This window comes from Pantoea sp. GM_Pan_4 (genome assembly GCF_026541005.1).
GTDB classification, from domain to species: Bacteria; Pseudomonadota; Gammaproteobacteria; order Enterobacterales; family Enterobacteriaceae; genus Pantoea; species Pantoea dispersa.
Window position 1 is genome coordinate 466,481 of sequence record NZ_JALNUZ010000002.1, and the last position, 17,590, is coordinate 484,070.

Sequence of the window (17,590 nt, forward strand, 5' to 3'; positions counted from 1 at the left end):
GCAGGCCGGGTTTTCTGCGGTTATGGTAATCGACCTACTCTCAAAAGAATCCACGCAGGTAGATTCCCTGTACCTGGAAGACGAAATGAATGGCGTCTTCTGAGCATAAACATAAGGTTTTGATCTTAATTGGCAATAAAGGGACAGATGCGAGCGGCACGCAGGATAGCGTTTGCTGGCGCAGCTGGCTCTCAAGCCTGGAGGCAGAAAATGGAGATGTTGTCAGGAGCCGAAATGGTCGTCCGTTCGTTAATCGATCAGGGCGTTAAGCAGGTATTCGGTTATCCGGGCGGTGCGGTGCTCGATATTTATGATGCGCTGCAAACGGTCGGTGGTATTGACCACGTGCTTGTGCGCCACGAGCAGGGCGCCGTACATATGGCGGATGGCCTGGCGCGCGCGACCGGCGAAGTCGGCGTGGTGCTGGTCACCTCAGGTCCTGGCGCCACCAACGCTATCACCGGTATTGCGACCGCTTATATGGATTCCATTCCGCTGGTGATCCTCTCCGGTCAGGTGCCGTCCTCGCTGATTGGCTATGACGCCTTCCAGGAGTGCGACATGGTGGGGATTTCGCGTCCGGTGGTGAAGCACAGCTTCCTGGTGAAAAGCACCGAAGAGATTCCGACAGTGCTGAAAAAAGCCTTCTGGCTGGCGGCCAGCGGTCGTCCGGGACCAGTGGTGATCGATCTGCCAAAAGATATTCTGAATCCGGCCAATAAGCTGCCGTACGTGTGGCCGGAAACCGTCAGCATGCGCTCTTACAATCCGACGCTGCAGGGCCACAAAGGCCAGATCAAGCGCGCGCTGCAGACGCTGCTGGCGGCGCACAAGCCGGTAATTTACGTCGGCGGCGGGGCCATTACTTCAGGCTGCGAGGCGGAACTGCTGCAACTGGCAGAGCAGCTGAATATTCCGGTCACCACCTCGCTGATGGGGCTGGGCGCGTTCCCGGGCACGCATCGCCAGTGTGTGGGCATGCTCGGTATGCACGGCACCTATGAAGCCAACATGACCATGCACAATGCCGATCTGATCTTTGGTATCGGCGTACGCTTTGACGACCGCACCACCAACAATCTGGCGAAGTATTGCCCGAATGCCACCGTGATGCACATTGACGTCGATCCGACCTCGATCTCCAAAACCGTCAGCGCCGATATTCCGATTGTCGGCGATGCCAGACAGACGCTGACGCAGATGCTGGAGCTGCTGGCGCAGAGTGAGGCGAAGCAGGAGCTCGACAGCCTGCGTGACTGGTGGCAGAGCATTGAAGGCTGGCGCAGCCGCAAGTGCCTGGAATTTGACCGTACCAGCGACAAAATCAAACCGCAGGCGGTGATCGAAACCATTTGTCGTCTGACGCACGGTGAGGCGTATGTGACCTCGGACGTCGGCCAGCACCAGATGTTCGCCGCGCTTTACTATCAGTTCGATAAACCGCGTCGCTGGATCAACTCCGGCGGCCTCGGCACCATGGGCTTTGGCCTGCCGGCGGCACTCGGCGTGAAGATGGCGCTGCCGCAGGAGACCGTAATTTGCGTGACCGGCGACGGCAGTATCCAGATGAACATTCAGGAGCTGTCGACCGCGCTGCAGTATGACCTGCCGGTGCTGGTGCTGAACCTGAACAACCGCTTCCTCGGCATGGTGAAACAGTGGCAGGACATGATTTACTCCGGCCGCCATTCACAATCCTATATGGAATCGCTGCCGGACTTCGTGCGCCTGGCGGAAGCCTATGGCCACGTGGGCATCGCGATTCAGCATCCGGCTGAGCTGGAAGAGAAGCTGCAGCTGGCGCTCGATACGCTGGCGAAAGGGCGTCTGGTGTTTGTGGATGTCACGGTGGACGGCAGCGAGCACGTCTACCCGATGCAGATTCGCGGTGGCGCGATGGATGAGATGTGGTTGAGCAAAACGGAGAGGACTTAATTATGCGTCGTATTTTATCAGTTCTGCTGGAGAACGAATCCGGCGCATTGTCGCGCGTGGTGGGGCTGTTTTCCCAGCGCGGCTATAACATTGAGAGCCTGACCGTCGCGCCGACCGATGATCCTACCCTGTCGCGTATGACCATTCAGACCGTGGGCGACCAGAAAGTGCTGGAGCAGATCGAAAAGCAGCTGCATAAGCTGGTGGACGTGTTGCGCGTCAGCGAACTGGGGCAGGGCGCTTACGTCGAGCGTGAAATCATGCTGGTGAAGATTCAGGCCAGCGGGTACGGTCGCGAAGAGGTAAAACGCAGTGCGGAAATTTTCCGTGGGCAGATCATCGATGTGACGCCGACGCTGTACACGGTTCAGCTGGCCGGCACCAGCGATAAACTCGACGCGTTCCTCAACACCGTACGCGAAGTGGCGGAAATCGTTGAAGTGGCGCGTTCCGGCATCGTCGGGGTATCACGCGGCGATCGCGTAATGCGTTAATACCGCAAAGTTATCATCGGTTTTCAAGCTAACCCGGCGGAATGCCGGGTTTTTTTATTTTATGCGCTTCGGCCGCTTGTGCATGAAAAGCGGTTGCTCAGCGTACTGTTCTGCGGTTAGATGTTACAAATGTTTTACCCTTAGCTACTCTGCGGACATTTTCGCCAGCCCTGGCTTATCAGAATTAAGGTGTCATCGTGAAACTGGATGAAATTGCGCGCCTGGCGGGCGTGTCGCGCACCACGGCGAGCTATGTCATCAATGGCAAAGCGCGGCAGTATCGTGTCAGCGACAAAACCGTTGAGAAAGTCATGGCGGTGGTGCGTGAGTACAACTATCACCCCAACGCGGTGGCTGCGGGCCTGCGCGCCGGACGCACCCGTTCGATTGGTCTGGTGATCCCCGATCTGGAAAACACCAGTTATACCCGCATCGCCAACTATCTTGAACGCCAGGCGCGTCAGCGCGGCTATCAGCTGCTGATTGCCTGTTCCGAAGATCAGCCGGATAACGAAATGCGCTGCATTGAGCACCTGCTGCAGCGACAGGTGGATGCTATCATCGTCTCCACTTCGCTGCCGCCGGAACATCCGTTCTATCAGCGCTGGGTCAACGATCCGCTGCCGATTATCGCGCTGGACCGCGCGCTGGATCGTGAACACTTCACCAGCGTGGTCGGTGCCGATCAGGATGACGCGCAGGCGCTGGCGGCTGAATTGCGTCAGCTGCCGGTGAAAAACGTGTTGTTTCTCGGCGCGCTGCCGGAGCTGTCGGTCAGCTTCCTGCGTGAAATGGGGTTCCGCGAGGCGTGGCAGGGCGATGAACGCCCGATCGATTTCATCTATTGCAATAGCTTTGACCGCGCCGCTGCGGCGACGCTGTTTGAAAAATACCTTGAAGACCACGCGATGCCCGAAGCGCTGTTTACCACCTCGTTTGGCCTGCTGCAGGGGGTGATGGACGTGACGCTGAAGCGTGACGGCCGCTTGCCAACTGACCTGGCTATTGCAACTTTCGGCGACCACGAATTATTAGACTTTCTGGAGTGCCCGGTGCTGGCGGTAGGGCAGCGCCATCGCGATGTCGCTGAGCGTGTGCTGGAGCTGGTGCTGGCTTCGCTGGATGAGCCACGCAAACCGAAGCCAGGTTTAACCCGTATCCGCCGTAATTTATTCCGCCGCGGACAATTAAGTCGTCGCGCTAAATGAAGCGTCGGGCGAGACGTCGCCCGCGCTAATTTCTCTCATCCCTATTTAACCAGACGCACACGGGCGTAAAAAAGCGTAAATTATCATCGCCCCGGCTAACGAATTATCGGCGCTGGATTTTCTTATTTGTTTACATCTTCAGCAATCGCGCATAGCAGAGCTGACGCGATGGTGCTGGGCTTCCTTTCAGAAATCCCCTAAAATGCCGCCGCCGTCGCAGATTGGGGCAGAATAATCGCAGCGGTAAAATTGCGCTAATTTTCACCGATAAATCTGACGCAAATTTTTTTTATACTGTTATTCATCAGGTTAATTTTAAATTGACCATTCATTCTCCTCTTATTCTTCTCTCCGGTTAATTTCATTCGGTGTAAAGAGTGATATTCACTTGCCGTTGCGGCTTGACAAGGATTTCATCGGCTCCGTAAACTCGTTTCGTGGTAAAAAGTGGGATAAAGTGGTGAAAACGGGTAACTGAGGGGTAGGGCTGGCATGTTCCGTGGAGCAACGTTAGTCAATCTCGACAGCAAAGGGCGCCTGGCGGTGCCGACGCGTTATCGCGAATTGCTGCTCGCAGAGTCTCAGGGTCAAATGGTTTGCACCATTGACCTCCATCAGCCCTGCCTGCTGCTTTATACCCTGCCCGAATGGGAAATTATTGAGAAAAAACTGGCCCGGTTATCCAGTATGAATCCGAACGAGCGTCGCGTGCAGCGTCTGCTGTTAGGACATGCCAGCGAGTGCCAGATGGATAACGCAGGCCGTTTACTGCTGGCGAACACGTTGCGCCAGCATGCGAGCCTGACCAAAGAAGTGATGCTGGTTGGACAGTTCAACAAGTTTGAGCTGTGGGATGAACAGACCTGGTATCAACAAGTTAAGGACGATATTGACGCAGAACAGTCAGCTCAGGAGCCTTTATCTGAGCGGTTGCAGGACTTGTCGCTATAGCTATGCAGGAAAATTTTAAACACACCACGGTGCTGCTGGATGAGGCGGTTAACGGCCTTAATATCAGGGAAGACGGCATTTATATTGACGGCACCTTTGGTCGCGGCGGTCACTCACGCCTGATCCTGTCGCAGCTTGGCGCGCACGGACAGTTACTGGCGATCGACCGCGATCCGCAAGCCATAGCCGCAGCCGCTGAGATAAAAGATCCACGTTTTTCGATTGTGCACGGGCCGTTTTCAGCGCTGGCTGAGTATGTCGAAGAGCGCGGGCTGACCGGCAAAATCGACGGCGTACTGCTGGATTTGGGCGTATCTTCGCCTCAGCTGGATGACGCCGAGCGCGGTTTCTCCTTTATGCGCGACGGGCCGCTGGATATGCGTATGGATCCGACGCGCGGTCAGTCGGCAGCCGAGTGGTTGCAGAGCGCGGAAGAGGCAGATATTGCATTTGTGCTGAAAACCTACGGCGAAGAGCGCTTTGCGAAACGCATCGCCCGCGCCATTGTCGAGCGCAACCGGGAACAGCCGATGACGCGCACCAAAGAGCTGGCCGATCTGATTGCGGCGGCAACGCCGGTAAAAGACAAGTTTAAGCATCCGGCGACGCGCAGCTTCCAGGCGATACGCATCTGGATCAACAGTGAGCTGGAAGAGATCGATATCGCGCTCAAAGGGGCATTGACGGTGCTGGCACCGGGCGGGCGTTTATCCATCATCAGCTTCCACTCGCTGGAGGATCGGCTGGTGAAGCGCTTCATGCGTGACCAGAGCCGCGGACCGCAGGTGCCGGCCGGGATTCCGATGACCGAGAGCCAGCTGAAAGCGCTGGGCGGACGTGAACTGAAAACCCTCGGCAAGCTGATTCCTGGCGAAGCCGAAGTCAAAGACAACCCGCGCGCGCGCAGTTCGGTCCTGCGTATCGCTGAGAGAACCGCATCGTGATTGGCAATGAGCGTCACAGCCTGCCCGGCGTCATTGGTGGCGATCTGCTGCGTTTTGGCAAGATCCCGCTGCTGCTGCTGATCGCCGTGCTGGTTTCTTCGGTGCTGGTGGTGACCACCACGCATAAGACCCGTCTGCTGACGGCGCAGCGTGAGCAGCTGGTACTGGAGCGTGATGCGCTGGATATCGAATGGCGCAACCTGATCCTCGAAGAGAATGCGCTGGGCGATCACAGCCGGGTAGAACGGATAGCAACCGACAAGCTGCAGTTGCAGCATGTTGATCCTTCACAGGAAAATATTGTGGTGCAGAAATAAGGAATCGCAGACCTCAATGAGCGGCGCAGGCAAAACGCTGAAGTTAAGAAAACAGGAAGATAAGGCCAGCTTTGTAAGCTGGCGTTTTGCGTTGCTGTGCGGCTGTATTCTTCTGGCGCTGGGCGGATTGCTGTCGCGCGTGGCGTGGCTGCAGGTCATCAGCCCGGATAAGCTGGTGAAGGAAGGCGATTTACGTTCGCTGCGCGTGCAGGAAGTGCCTACCGCACGCGGCATGATCAGCGATCGCGCCGGACGCCCGCTGGCGGTAAGCGTGCCGGTTAACGCCATCTGGGCCGATCCCAAAGAGCTGACCGAGCACGGCGGCGTCACCGTTGATAGCCGCTGGAAAGCGCTGTCGGATGCGCTGTCGATCCCGCTGGATCAGCTGGCGGCGCGCGTCAACGCCAACCCAAAAGGGCGCTTTATTTACCTCGCCCGTCAGGTTAACCCGGCGATTGGCGAATACGTGAAAAAGCTCAAGCTGCCCGGTATTTACCTGCGCCAGGAGTCGCGCCGCTACTATCCGGCCGGTCAGGTCACTGCCCACCTGATTGGCTTCACCAACATTGACGGCCAGGGCATTGAAGGCATCGAGAAGAGCTTTGATAAATGGCTGACCGGCGAGCCGGGCGAACGTACCGTGCGCAAAGACCGCTACGGGCGGGTAATTGAAGATATCTCCTCGGTCGATAGCCGCGCCGCGCACAACCTGACGCTGAGCATCGACGAGCGCCTGCAGGCGCTGGTGTACCGCGAACTGAACAATGCCGTTGCCTTCAACAAAGCCGAATCGGGTACTGCGGTGCTGGTGGACGTGAACACCGGCGAAGTGCTGGCGATGGCCAACAGCCCGGCTTACAACCCCAATAATCTCAGCAACACGCCGAAAGACGTCATGCGTAACCGCGCTATTACCGACATCTTCGAGCCGGGTTCCACCGTGAAGCCAATGGTGGTGATGACCGCACTACAGCGCGGCGTGGTGAAAGAGAACAGCGTTCTGAACACCGTGCCGTATCGCGTCAATGGTCATGAGATCAAGGACGTGGCGCGCTATAACGAATTGACCCTTACCGGGGTTCTGCAGAAGTCGAGTAACGTCGGGGTTTCGCGCCTCGCGTTAGCGATGCCCTCCTCAGCGCTGGTAGAAACTTACGCGCGCTTTGGTCTGGGTAAACCGACCAATTTGGGGCTGGTCGGGGAAAGTAGTGGCTTATACCCTCAAAAACAACGGTGGTCTGACATAGAGAGGGCCACCTTCTCTTTCGGCTATGGGCTAATGGTAACGCCGTTACAGTTAGCGCGAGTCTACGCAACCATTGGCAGCTACGGCATCAACCGCCCGCTGTCGATTACCAAAGTTGACCCGCCGGTGGCGGGCGAGCGCGTTTTCCCGGAAGACCTGGTGAAAACCGTGATGCACATGATGGAAAGCGTGGCGCTGCCGGGTGGCGGTGGTGTTAAAGCCGCCATCAAGGGCTATCGCATCGCGATCAAAACCGGTACCGCGAAAAAAGTCGGGCCGGACGGACGCTACGTCAATAAATACATTGCTTACACCGCGGGCGTTGCGCCTGCCAGTCGCCCGCGTTTTGCGCTGGTGGTGGTGATCAACGATCCCCAGGCCGGTAAATATTATGGTGGTGCGGTTTCTGCACCGGTGTTTGGCGCCATCATGGGCGGTGTGCTGCGCACCATGAACATTGAACCGGATGCGCTGCCAACGGTGGATAAAAACGAGTTGGTGAAGAATAAGAGAAGTGAGGAATCAAGTGACAGATCGTAACCTGCGCGACTTGCTGGCCCCGTGGGTGCCTGGCGCGCCGGCGCGTCCACTCCGTGACATGACACTGGACAGCCGCGCTGCGGCTGCTGGCGATCTGTTTATCGCCGTGGCGGGCCATCATGCTGATGGACGTCGATTTATTCCACAGGCCATCGCCCAGGGTGTGGCGGCGGTCATTGCCGAGGCTGAAGGCGAAGCCAGCGATGGGGATATCCGCGAGATGCACGGCGTCCCGGTTATCTATCTGGCTCAGCTGCCGCAGCGCCTTTCCGCGCTGGCCGGGCGTTTCTACCAGCAGCCGGCTGAAAAATTAAAGCTGATTGGTGTGACCGGCACTAACGGTAAAACCACCACCACGCAGCTGATTGCGCATTGGGCCAACCTGCTGGGCGAAACCGGTGCGGTGATGGGCACGGTGGGCAATGGCCTGTACGGTCAGCTGGTGCCGAGTGAAAACACCACCGGTTCAGCGGTGGATGTACAGCATATTCTGCACGACCTGGTCGGGCAGGGGGCTAGCGTCGCCGCGATGGAGGTTTCTTCGCACGGTCTGGTGCAGCATCGCGTGGCCGCGCTGCCGTTTGCCGCCGCGGTATTTACCAATCTGAGCCGCGATCACCTTGATTATCACGGTGACATGCAGGGCTACGAATCAGCCAAGTGGCTGCTGTTCTCTGAGCATCAGGTAGGCGAGGCCATCATCAACGCTGATGATGAAGTGGGCCGCCGCTGGCTGGAAAAATTACCGGATGCCGTGGCCGTTACGCTGAGCAACAATCTGCAGCCCGGCTGTCGTGGCCGCTGGCTGCAGGCGACGGCGATCGATTATCACGACGGCGGCGCACACGTGCAGTTCAGTTCAAGCTGGGGCAACGGCGAGTTTGACAGCCGCCTGATGGGCGCCTTTAACGTCAGCAATCTGCTGCTGGCGCTGGCGACACTGCTGACGCTGGATTATCCGCTCGACACGCTGGTGGCCAGTGCCAGCCAGCTGCAGCCGGTGTGCGGGCGTATGGAAGTGTTCACCGCCGCGCACAAGCCGACGGTAGTGGTGGATTACGCACATACGCCAGACGCGCTGGAAAAAGCGCTGGAGGCGGCCCGGCTGCACTGCAAGGGCCAGCTGTGGTGCGTATTTGGCTGCGGTGGCGACCGTGACAAAGGCAAACGCCCGCTGATGGGCGCGATTGCCGAACAGTTTGCCGATATCGTGGTGATCACCGATGACAATCCGCGGAGCGAAGAGCCGACGGCGATTGTTAACGACATTCTCACCGGCCTGCTCGATCCGGGCCGGGCACGCGTTATTGCAGGACGAGCGCAGGCGGTTACCCATGCGGTGATGCAGGCCAGCGCCGACGACATCGTGCTGGTGGCCGGTAAAGGCCATGAAGATTATCAAATCATCGGCAACCGCCGCCTTGACTACTCTGACCGCGACACCGTCGCCCGTTTGCTGGGGGTAATGGCATGATTCCGGTTACGCTGAAAACCCTGGCAGAGATTAGCGGTGGGCAACTGCACGGCAGCGATCTCACTATTGCTGATGTCACCACGGATACCCGTAAAGTTACCCCAGGCAGCCTGTTTGTCGCGCTGGTGGGCGAACGTTTTGATGCGCACGATTTTGCCGCCGACGCTATCGCCAGTGGCGCACAGGCGCTGCTGGTGAATCGTCGTTTAGCGGTCGACGTGCCGCAGGTGGTGGTCGCTGACACGCGTATCGCCTTTGGTCAGCTCGGCGCCTGGGTGCGTCAGCAGGCGAAAGCGCGCGTGGTGGGGCTGACCGGCTCCTCCGGTAAAACCTCCGTGAAAGAGATGACCGCGGCGATTCTGCGCCAGTGCGGTGAAACGCTGTATACCGCCGGCAATCTCAACAACGATTACGGCGTGCCGATGACGCTGCTGCGTCTTACCCCGCAACACGCGTATGCCGTGATTGAAATGGGCGCGAACCATCAGGGTGAAATCGCCTACACCACCAATCTGGTGCGTCCGGAAACCGCGCTGGTCAACAATCTGGCGGCGGCGCATCTGGAAGGCTTCGGTTCACTGGCGGGCGTGGCAAAAGCCAAAGGCGAAATCTTTGGCGGCTTACCGGTGCACGGCACTGCAATCATCAACGCTGACAGCAACGATCTGCCCAACTGGCAGCCGCAGTTTGCTGACAAAACCCTGTGGCGCTTTTCGCCGCAGCCGATGGCAGACGCGGAGTTCCGCGCCAGCGATATCGTACTGCGCGCTGACGCCACGCTGTTTACCCTGCACACGCCGCGCGGCGACATCGCCGTCGAGCTGCCGCTGCCGGGCCGGCACAATATCGCTAATGCGCTGGCTGCTGCCGCGCTGGCGCTGTCGGTTGACGCGCCGTTAACCGCTATCCAGTCTGGCCTTAAAACCTTACAGCCCGTTCCTGGGCGCCTGTTCCCGATTCGCCTCGCCGGTAATCAGCTGCTGCTGGATGACAGCTACAACGCTAACGTTGGCTCGATGACCGCCGCTGCGCAGGTGCTGGGCGATATGCCGGGCTTCCGCGTCATGGTGGTCGGCGACATGGGCGAGCTGGGCGACGAAGCCGAAGCCTGTCATCGTCAGGTGGGCGAAGCGGCGAAAGCCGCCGGTATTGATTGTGTGCTGAGCACCGGCAGCTTCAGCCATTTGATTAGTGAAAGCAGCGGCCGGGGCGAACATTTCGCCAGTAAAGCTGAACTGACTGAACGTTTACGCACGCTGCTGTCCCTACATGCGGACATCACTATTTTGGTTAAAGGTTCACGTAGTGCCGCCATGGAGCAGGTAATACAGAGCTTACAGGAGAAAGGAACATGCTAGTCTGGCTGGCCGAACATCTGGTCGCATTTTATTCCGGCTTTAACGTCTTTTCCTATCTGACGTTTCGCGCCATTGTCAGCCTGCTGACCGCTCTGTTCATCTCTTTATGGATGGGCCCGCGCCTGATCGCCTGGCTGCAGAAACTGCAGATTGGCCAGGTGGTACGTAACGATGGTCCGGAGTCGCACTTCAGCAAGCGCGGCACGCCGACCATGGGCGGCATAATGATTCTGACTTCCATCACGGTTTCGGTGCTGATGTGGGCTTATCCGTCCAATCCTTACGTCTGGTGCGTGCTGGTGGTGCTGGTCGGTTTTGGCGTAATTGGCTTTGTTGATGACTATCGCAAAGTGGTGCGTAAAGACACTAAGGGCCTGATCGCGCGCTGGAAATATTTCTGGATGTCGGTGATTTCGCTCGGCGTGGCGTTCGCGCTGTTCATCGCCGGTAAAGATACGCCTGCCACACAGCTGGTGGTGCCGTTCTTCAAAGATGTTATGCCGCAGCTCGGCCTGTTCTACGTGGTGCTGGCCTATTTTGTGATTGTCGGAACCGGTAATGCGGTAAACCTGACAGACGGTCTGGATGGTCTGGCCATCATGCCAACGGTGTTTGTCGCGGCGGGATTTGCGCTGGTGGCCTGGGCGACCGGTAACGTGAAATTTGCCGAGTATCTGCACATCCCGTATCTGCGCCACGCCGGTGAGCTGGTGATTGTCTGTACCGCGATTGTCGGGGCCGGTCTCGGCTTCCTGTGGTTCAACACCTATCCGGCGCAGGTCTTTATGGGCGACGTGGGTTCGCTGGCGCTGGGCGGCGCACTGGGCACGCTGGCAGTGCTGCTGCGTCAGGAATTTTTGCTGGTGATTATGGGCGGCGTATTTGTGGTTGAGACGCTGTCGGTGATCCTGCAGGTGGGTTCGTTCAAGCTGCGCGGTCAGCGTATTTTCCGCATGGCACCGATTCACCACCACTATGAACTGAAAGGCTGGCCGGAGCCGCGCGTGATCGTGCGCTTCTGGATTATTTCGCTGATGCTGGTGCTGATTGGCCTGGCAACGCTCAAGGTACGTTAATCATGGCTGACTATCGGGGCAGAAAAGTCGTCATCATTGGATTAGGCATTACCGGCCTGTCCTGTGTTGATTTCTTCCTCGCGCAGGGCGTGACGCCCCGCGTGATGGATACCCGTGTGTCACCGCCGGGGCTGGACAAACTGCCAGAGCAGGTGGAGCGCCACGTTGGCGGTATCAACAGCGACTGGCTGCTGGCATGCGATCTGATCATCGCCAGCCCGGGCATCGCGCTGGCGCACCCGGCGCTGAGCGAAGCGGCCGACGCCGGCATTGAAATTGTCGGCGATATCGAACTGTTCTGCCGTGAGGCGCAGGCGCCGATTGTGGCGATCACCGGTTCCAATGGCAAAAGTACCGTCACCACGCTGGTGGGCGAAATGGCGCGCGCTGCGGGCTGGCAGGTGGGCGTAGGCGGCAACATTGGGCTGCCAGCGCTGACGCTGCTTAAATCGCCGGCGCAGCTGTATGTGCTGGAGTTCTCCAGCTTCCAGCTGGAAACCACCTACAGCCTGAAAGCAGCGGCGGCAACCATCCTCAACGTCACTGAGGATCATATGGATCGCTATCCGCTCGGCATGCAGCAGTACCGCGCCGCTAAATTACGTATCTATGAAAACGCGGATATCTGCGTGGTGAATGCCGACGATGGCATGACCATGCCGGTGCGCGGCGCCGATCGCCGCTGCGTCAGCTTTGGCATCGACGTTGGCGATTATCACCTCAACCAGCAGCAGGGCAGTACCTGGCTGCGGGTGAAGGGCGAGAAAGTCCTTAATACCGACGAGATGAAGCTGGTCGGGCAGCACAATTACACCAATGCGCTGGCCGCGCTGGCGCTGGCCGATGCGGTGAAGATCCCGCGCGCTTCCAGCCTGAAAGCGTTAACCACCTACAGCGGCCTGCCGCATCGCTTCCAGCTGGTGCACGAAGCGCATGGCGTGCGCTGGATTAATGATTCGAAAGCCACCAACGTGGGCAGCACCGAAGCCGCGCTTAACGGCCTGCAGGTGAAAGGTACGCTGTGGCTGCTGCTGGGTGGCGATGGCAAAGGGGCGGACTTTACGCCGCTGGCGCGCTATCTGCAGGGCGACAACGTGAGGCTGTTCTGCTTTGGCCGCGACGGCGATGCGCTGGCCGCGCTGCGTCCGGCGGTGGCGACGCGCACCGACACGCTCGAACAGGCGATGACGCAGATTGCCGCTCAGGTGCAGGCGGGCGACCTGGTGCTGCTGTCACCGGCTTGCGCCAGCCTCGACCAGTTCCGTAATTTTGAACAGCGCGGCGATCGCTTCGCGCAACTGGCGAAGGAGCTGAGCTGATGCGTATTCCCGGAGCCAGTATCGCCAGTTTTATTTCGCTGCGCCTGCGTGATTGGGTGATGGGCGCGCGCGACAACGACGACGCGCCGGTGGTGCTGTATGACCGCACGTTGCTGTGGCTGACATTTGGCCTGGCGATTATCGGTTTTGTCATGGTCACCTCGGCGTCGATGCCGGTTGGACAGCGTCTTAACGACGATCCGTTCTACTTTGCCAAGCGTGATGCCTTTTATATCGCCCTGGCGCTGGGTATGGCGTTAGTGACGCTGCGCGTACCGATGGATTTCTGGCAGCGCTACAGCAACGCGATGCTGATGGCTTCGGTGGCGATGCTGCTGATCGTGCTGGTGGTCGGTAGCTCGGTTAACGGCGCATCGCGCTGGATCGCGCTCGGGCCGCTGCGTATTCAGCCGGCGGAGTTATCCAAGCTGTCGCTGTTCTGCTATCTCGCCAGCTATCTGGTGCGCAAAGTGGAAGAGGTGCGGAACAACTTCTGGGGCTTCTGTAAGCCGATGGGCGTGATGGTGGTGCTGGCGGTGCTGCTGCTGGCCCAGCCGGACCTCGGCACCGTGGTGGTGCTGTTTGTTACCACGCTGGCGATGCTGTTCCTGGCGGGCGCCAAACTGTGGCAGTTCCTGGCGATTATCGGCTCCGGCATTTTCGCCGTGGTGCTGCTGATTATCGCGGAACCTTACCGTATGCGCCGCGTGACCTCCTTCTGGAACCCGTGGGAAGATCCGTTCGGCAGCGGCTATCAGCTGACCCAGTCGCTGATGGCGTTTGGCCGCGGTGAGTTCTGGGGGCAGGGCCTGGGCAACTCGGTGCAGAAACTGGAATATCTGCCGGAAGCGCATACCGACTTTATCTTCTCAATTATCGGTGAAGAGTTGGGTTATGTCGGTGTGGTTTTGGCGCTGTTGATGGTATTCTTCGTCGCTTTTCGCGCAATGTCGATTGGCCGTCGCGCGCTGGAGATCGACCAGCGTTTTTCCGGCTTCCTCGCCTGTTCCATTGGCGTGTGGTTTAGCTTCCAGGCGCTGGTTAACGTTGGTGCGGCGGCGGGTATGCTGCCGACCAAGGGCCTGACGCTGCCGCTGATCAGTTACGGTGGATCGAGTCTGATCATTATGTCGACCGCCATCGTGTTTTTATTGCGCATAGATTATGAAACACGTCTGGCAAAAGCCCAGGCGTTTACCCGAGGTGCCCGATGAGTGGTAAACGGCTGATGGTCATGGCAGGGGGTACCGGCGGACATGTGTTCCCCGGACTGGCCGTGGCGCATCATCTGATCGAACAAGGCTGGCAGGTGCGCTGGCTGGGAACGGCAGACCGGATGGAAGCCGATCTGGTGCCAAAGCATGGCATCGATATCGACTTCATCCGCATCAGCGGACTGCGCGGCAAAGGCGTAAAGGCCCTGCTGCTGGCACCGGTGCGCATCTTCAATGCGTGGCGCCAGGCGCGCCGCATCATGAAAAACTGGCAGCCGGATGTGGTGCTGGGCATGGGCGGATATGTTTCCGGTCCGGGCGGCCTTGCGGCGTGGAGTTGCGGCATCCCGGTGGTGCTGCACGAGCAGAACGGCATTGCCGGCCTGACCAATAAGTGGCTGGCGAAAATCGCCACCACAGTGATGCAGGCCTTTCCGGGCGCGTTCCCCACTGCCGAGGTGGTGGGCAACCCGGTACGTAATGATGTGCTGGCGCTGCCGCTGCCGGCGCAGCGTCTGGCACACCGCAGCGGGCCGATTCGCGTGCTGGTGATTGGCGGTAGTCAGGGCGCGCGCATCCTCAATCAGATCGTGCCGCAGGTCGCCGCCGAACTGGGTGACGCCATCACGCTGTGGCATCAGACCGGCAAAGGCGCACGGGAGACCGTGCAGCAGGCGTATCAGGCCACTGGCCAGCCGCAGCACAAGGTCACCGAGTTCATCGATGACATGGCGCAAGCCTATGCGTGGGCCGATGTGGTGGTGTGCCGCTCCGGCGCGCTGACCGTCAGTGAAGTGGCGGCGGCGGGTTTACCGGCGATTTTCGTGCCGTTCCAGCACAAAGATCGTCAGCAATACTGGAATGCGCTGCCGCTGGAAAAAGCCGGCGCGGCCAAAATTTTCGAGCAGCCGCAGTTTACTGCTGCGGCCGTCGCAGACACGCTGCGCCACTGGGATCGCGCCACGCTGCTGGCGATGGCGGAAAAAGCCCGCCAGGTGGCAATTCCTGATGCGACCGAACGGGTGGCACAAGAGGTTGCGCGCGTCGCGAAGTAAGTTAACCGGTCAGTTTGACTGGCCCGCATCTGAATGCAGGTGCAAACGGGAAAACAGGTAACAGAGACAGATGAATACACAACAATTGGCAAAACTGCGTTCTATTGTGCCCGAGATGCGTCGCGTCCGGCACATCCACTTTGTCGGCATCGGCGGTGCCGGCATGGGCGGTATTGCCGAGGTGTTGGCGAACGAAGGCTATCACATTAGCGGCTCCGATCTGGCGCCCAATCCGGTTACGCAGCATCTGGCCTCGCTGGGCGCGACCATTTACTTCAACCATCGCCCGGAAAATGTTACCGACGCCAGCGTCGTCGTGGTTTCCACCGCCGTGGCGCAGGACAACCCGGAGCTGGTGGCGGCGCGTGAGCAGCGTATCCCGGTGATCCGCCGGGCGGAGATGCTGGCTGAGCTGATGCGTTTCCGTCACGGCATCGCGATTGCCGGCACGCACGGCAAAACCACCACCACCGCGATGGTGACCAGTATTTATGCGGAAGGCGGTCTCGATCCGACGTTCGTCAATGGCGGTCTGGTCAAAGCGGCGGGTACGCACGCGCGCCTCGGCAGCAGCCGTTATCTGATTGCGGAAGCAGACGAAAGCGACGCGTCTTTCCTGCATCTGCAACCGATGGTGGCGATTGTCACTAACATCGAAGCGGATCACATGGATACCTATCAGGGCGATTTTGAGAACCTGAAGCAGACGTTTATTAACTTCCTGCACAACCTGCCGTTCTACGGGCGCGCGGTGATGTGCGTGGACGATGTGGTGATTCGCGACCTGATTCCGCGCGTGGGCCGTCAGGTCACCACCTATGGTTTCAGCGATGATGCGGATGTGCGGGTCGAAAATTACGAACAGCGCGGCGCGCAGGGCCACTTCACCCTGATTCGTCAGGACAAGCCGGTGCTGCACGTGACGCTGAATGCGCCGGGCCGCCATAACGCGCTGAACGCCGCGGCAGCCGTGGCGGTTGCCAGCGAAGAGGGCATTGACGACAACGCTATTCTGGCGGCGCTGGAGAGTTTCCAGGGCACCGGTCGACGTTTCGACGTGCTGGGCGAGTTTGACACCGCTGCCGTTAACGGTAAGCCAGGCAGCGCGATGCTGGTCGACGATTATGGCCATCATCCGACCGAAGTGGATGTCACCATCAAAGCGGCGCGCGCCGGCTGGCCAGAGAAAAAGCTGGTGATGGTGTTTCAGCCGCATCGCTACACGCGCACCCGCGACCTGTTCGATGATTTCGCCAATGTGCTGTCGCAGGTGGATGTATTACTGATGCTGGATGTCTACCCGGCGGGCGAAGCCGCCATTCCGGGCGCGGACAGTCGTTCACTGTGCCGTGCCATCCGCAATCGCGGCAAGGTCGATCCGATTCTGGTCTCCGAGCACGAAGCGCTGCCGGATGCGCTGGCGCCGCTGCTGTCCGGCGACGATCTGGTGATTGTGCAGGGCGCCGGCAACATCGGCAAAATTGCCCGCAAGCTGGCTGAGATTCAGCTGCAGCCGGCTCTGAACACGGAGGCGCGCCATGGCTGAGAAAGTCGCGGTATTGATGGGCGGTACCTCCGCCGAGCGCGAGGTGTCACTGATGTCCGGCAGCGCGGTGCTGGCAGGACTGCGCGAGATGGGCATTGATGCGCACGGTGTCGACACCCGTGACGTCTCAGTGCTGGACCTCCCGCAGCAGGGCTTTGTCAAAGCGTTTATCACACTGCACGGTCGCGGTGGCGAAGATGGCACGCTGCAGGCGCTGCTGGAGTTTCTGCAACTGCCCTACACCGGCAGCGGCGTCATGGCGTCGGCCATCACCATGGATAAACTGCGCAGCAAACTGCTGTGGCAGGGCAGGGGATTGCCGGCGGGCAAATTTGTCTGGCTGACGCGCCAGCAGTATGAGCAGGGGCTGGATGCTGCAGCGCAGGCGTCGATTGACGCGCTCGGACTGCCGCTGTTTGTGAAGCCAAGCTGTGAAGGTTCCAGCGTCGGCATCAGCCGCGTGAACCAGGCGGAAGCGCTGCCAGCCGCGCTGCAGGAGGCGTTTCGCCATGATGATGACGTGCTGGTGGAAGCTTTTCTCAGCGGCGCCGAATACACCGTGGGCATCGTCGGCGACGAAATTCTGCCGTCAATCAGAATTCAGACCGCCAGCGAGTTCTATGACTATGAAGCAAAATACATTTCTGACGATACTCAATACTTCTGCCCGAGCGGTCTGAGTGCGGAGAAAGAGGCGGAACTGCAGACATTAGTGCTGGCCGCGTGGCGCGCGTTAGGCTGCACCGGCTGGGGACGGGTTGATGTGATGGTTGACGGTGACGGCAATTTCCAGCTGCTGGAAGTGAACACCTCGCCAGGCATGACCAGCCACAGCCTGGTGCCGATGGCGGCAAAGCAGGCGGGATACAGCTTCCCGCAACTGGCGGCGCGCATTCTGGAGCTGGCTGACTGA

15 protein-coding genes are annotated in these 17,590 nt (G+C 59.2%); all 15 read left to right on the top strand.

Annotated elements, in window-relative coordinates:
• Positions 1-210: 210 nt before the first annotated feature.
• The 15 genes from ilvI (at position 211) to OXR61_RS08265 (ending at position 17,590) form a co-directional block, all read left to right on the top strand.
• Positions 211-1,935, top strand: a complete 1,725-nt coding sequence (gene ilvI, locus OXR61_RS08195) for an acetolactate synthase 3 large subunit (RefSeq protein ID WP_031279705.1) — start codon at positions 211-213, stop codon at positions 1,933-1,935.
• A 2-nt stretch (positions 1,936-1,937) separates the two neighbouring features.
• Positions 1,938-2,429, top strand: a complete 492-nt coding sequence (gene ilvN / locus OXR61_RS08200) for an acetolactate synthase small subunit (RefSeq protein ID WP_010615603.1) — start codon at positions 1,938-1,940, stop codon at positions 2,427-2,429.
• 197 nt (positions 2,430-2,626) lie between these two features.
• A complete protein-coding gene (cra, locus tag OXR61_RS08205) occupies positions 2,627-3,637 on the top strand; it encodes a catabolite repressor/activator (RefSeq protein WP_010615604.1) in 1,011 nt (336 codons plus the stop codon).
• 492 nt (positions 3,638-4,129) lie between these two features.
• Positions 4,130-4,588 carry a division/cell wall cluster transcriptional repressor MraZ gene (gene mraZ / locus OXR61_RS08210; protein ID WP_021507569.1) on the top strand — a complete coding sequence of 153 codons (459 nt, stop codon included), beginning with the start codon at positions 4,130-4,132 and terminating at the stop codon, positions 4,586-4,588.
• Between the two features lie 2 nt (positions 4,589-4,590).
• Positions 4,591-5,532 carry a 16S rRNA (cytosine(1402)-N(4))-methyltransferase RsmH gene (rsmH, locus tag OXR61_RS08215; protein ID WP_021507568.1) on the top strand — a complete coding sequence of 314 codons (942 nt, stop codon included), beginning with the start codon at positions 4,591-4,593 and terminating at the stop codon, positions 5,530-5,532.
• The gene (gene ftsL / locus OXR61_RS08220) at positions 5,529-5,849 is read left to right on the top strand and encodes a cell division protein FtsL (RefSeq protein ID WP_021507567.1); all 321 of its coding nucleotides are present in this window, start codon (positions 5,529-5,531) and stop codon (positions 5,847-5,849) included. The genes rsmH and ftsL overlap by 4 nt, the downstream gene beginning before the upstream one ends.
• Before the next feature lie 16 nt (positions 5,850-5,865).
• Entirely contained in the window at positions 5,866-7,635 is a 1,770-nt protein-coding gene (locus OXR61_RS08225) for a peptidoglycan glycosyltransferase FtsI (protein ID WP_021507566.1), read from the top strand.
• Positions 7,622-9,109, top strand: coding sequence for a UDP-N-acetylmuramoyl-L-alanyl-D-glutamate--2,6-diaminopimelate ligase (gene murE, locus OXR61_RS08230; protein WP_021507565.1), 1,488 nt, complete (start codon positions 7,622-7,624; stop codon positions 9,107-9,109). The genes OXR61_RS08225 and murE overlap by 14 nt, the downstream gene beginning before the upstream one ends.
• Entirely contained in the window at positions 9,106-10,467 is a 1,362-nt protein-coding gene (gene murF, locus OXR61_RS08235) for a UDP-N-acetylmuramoyl-tripeptide--D-alanyl-D-alanine ligase (RefSeq protein WP_021507564.1), read from the top strand. Before murE ends, murF begins: the two co-directional genes overlap by 4 nt.
• Positions 10,461-11,543 (top strand): phospho-N-acetylmuramoyl-pentapeptide-transferase, encoded by a 1,083-nt coding sequence (gene mraY / locus OXR61_RS08240; RefSeq protein WP_021507563.1) that lies wholly within the window; start codon positions 10,461-10,463, stop codon positions 11,541-11,543. Before murF ends, mraY begins: the two co-directional genes overlap by 7 nt.
• Before the next feature lie 2 nt (positions 11,544-11,545).
• Positions 11,546-12,862: a UDP-N-acetylmuramoyl-L-alanine--D-glutamate ligase gene (gene murD, locus OXR61_RS08245; RefSeq protein WP_021507562.1), complete on the top strand. Its 1,317-nt coding sequence runs from the start codon at positions 11,546-11,548 to the stop codon at positions 12,860-12,862.
• Complete coding sequence (ftsW, locus tag OXR61_RS08250; RefSeq protein WP_021507561.1) at positions 12,862-14,076, top strand: cell division protein FtsW; 1,215 nt, start codon at positions 12,862-12,864, stop codon at positions 14,074-14,076. Before murD ends, ftsW begins: the two co-directional genes overlap by 1 nt.
• On the top strand, positions 14,073-15,131 hold the full coding sequence (gene murG / locus OXR61_RS08255) for an undecaprenyldiphospho-muramoylpentapeptide beta-N-acetylglucosaminyltransferase (protein WP_021507560.1): 1,059 nt from the start codon (positions 14,073-14,075) through the stop codon (positions 15,129-15,131). Before ftsW ends, murG begins: the two co-directional genes overlap by 4 nt.
• Positions 15,132-15,201: 70 nt before the next feature.
• Positions 15,202-16,677, top strand: a complete 1,476-nt coding sequence (murC, locus tag OXR61_RS08260) for a UDP-N-acetylmuramate--L-alanine ligase (protein ID WP_031279704.1) — start codon at positions 15,202-15,204, stop codon at positions 16,675-16,677.
• Positions 16,670-17,590, top strand: coding sequence for a D-alanine--D-alanine ligase (locus tag OXR61_RS08265; protein WP_021507558.1), 921 nt, complete (start codon positions 16,670-16,672; stop codon positions 17,588-17,590). The genes murC and OXR61_RS08265 overlap by 8 nt, the downstream gene beginning before the upstream one ends.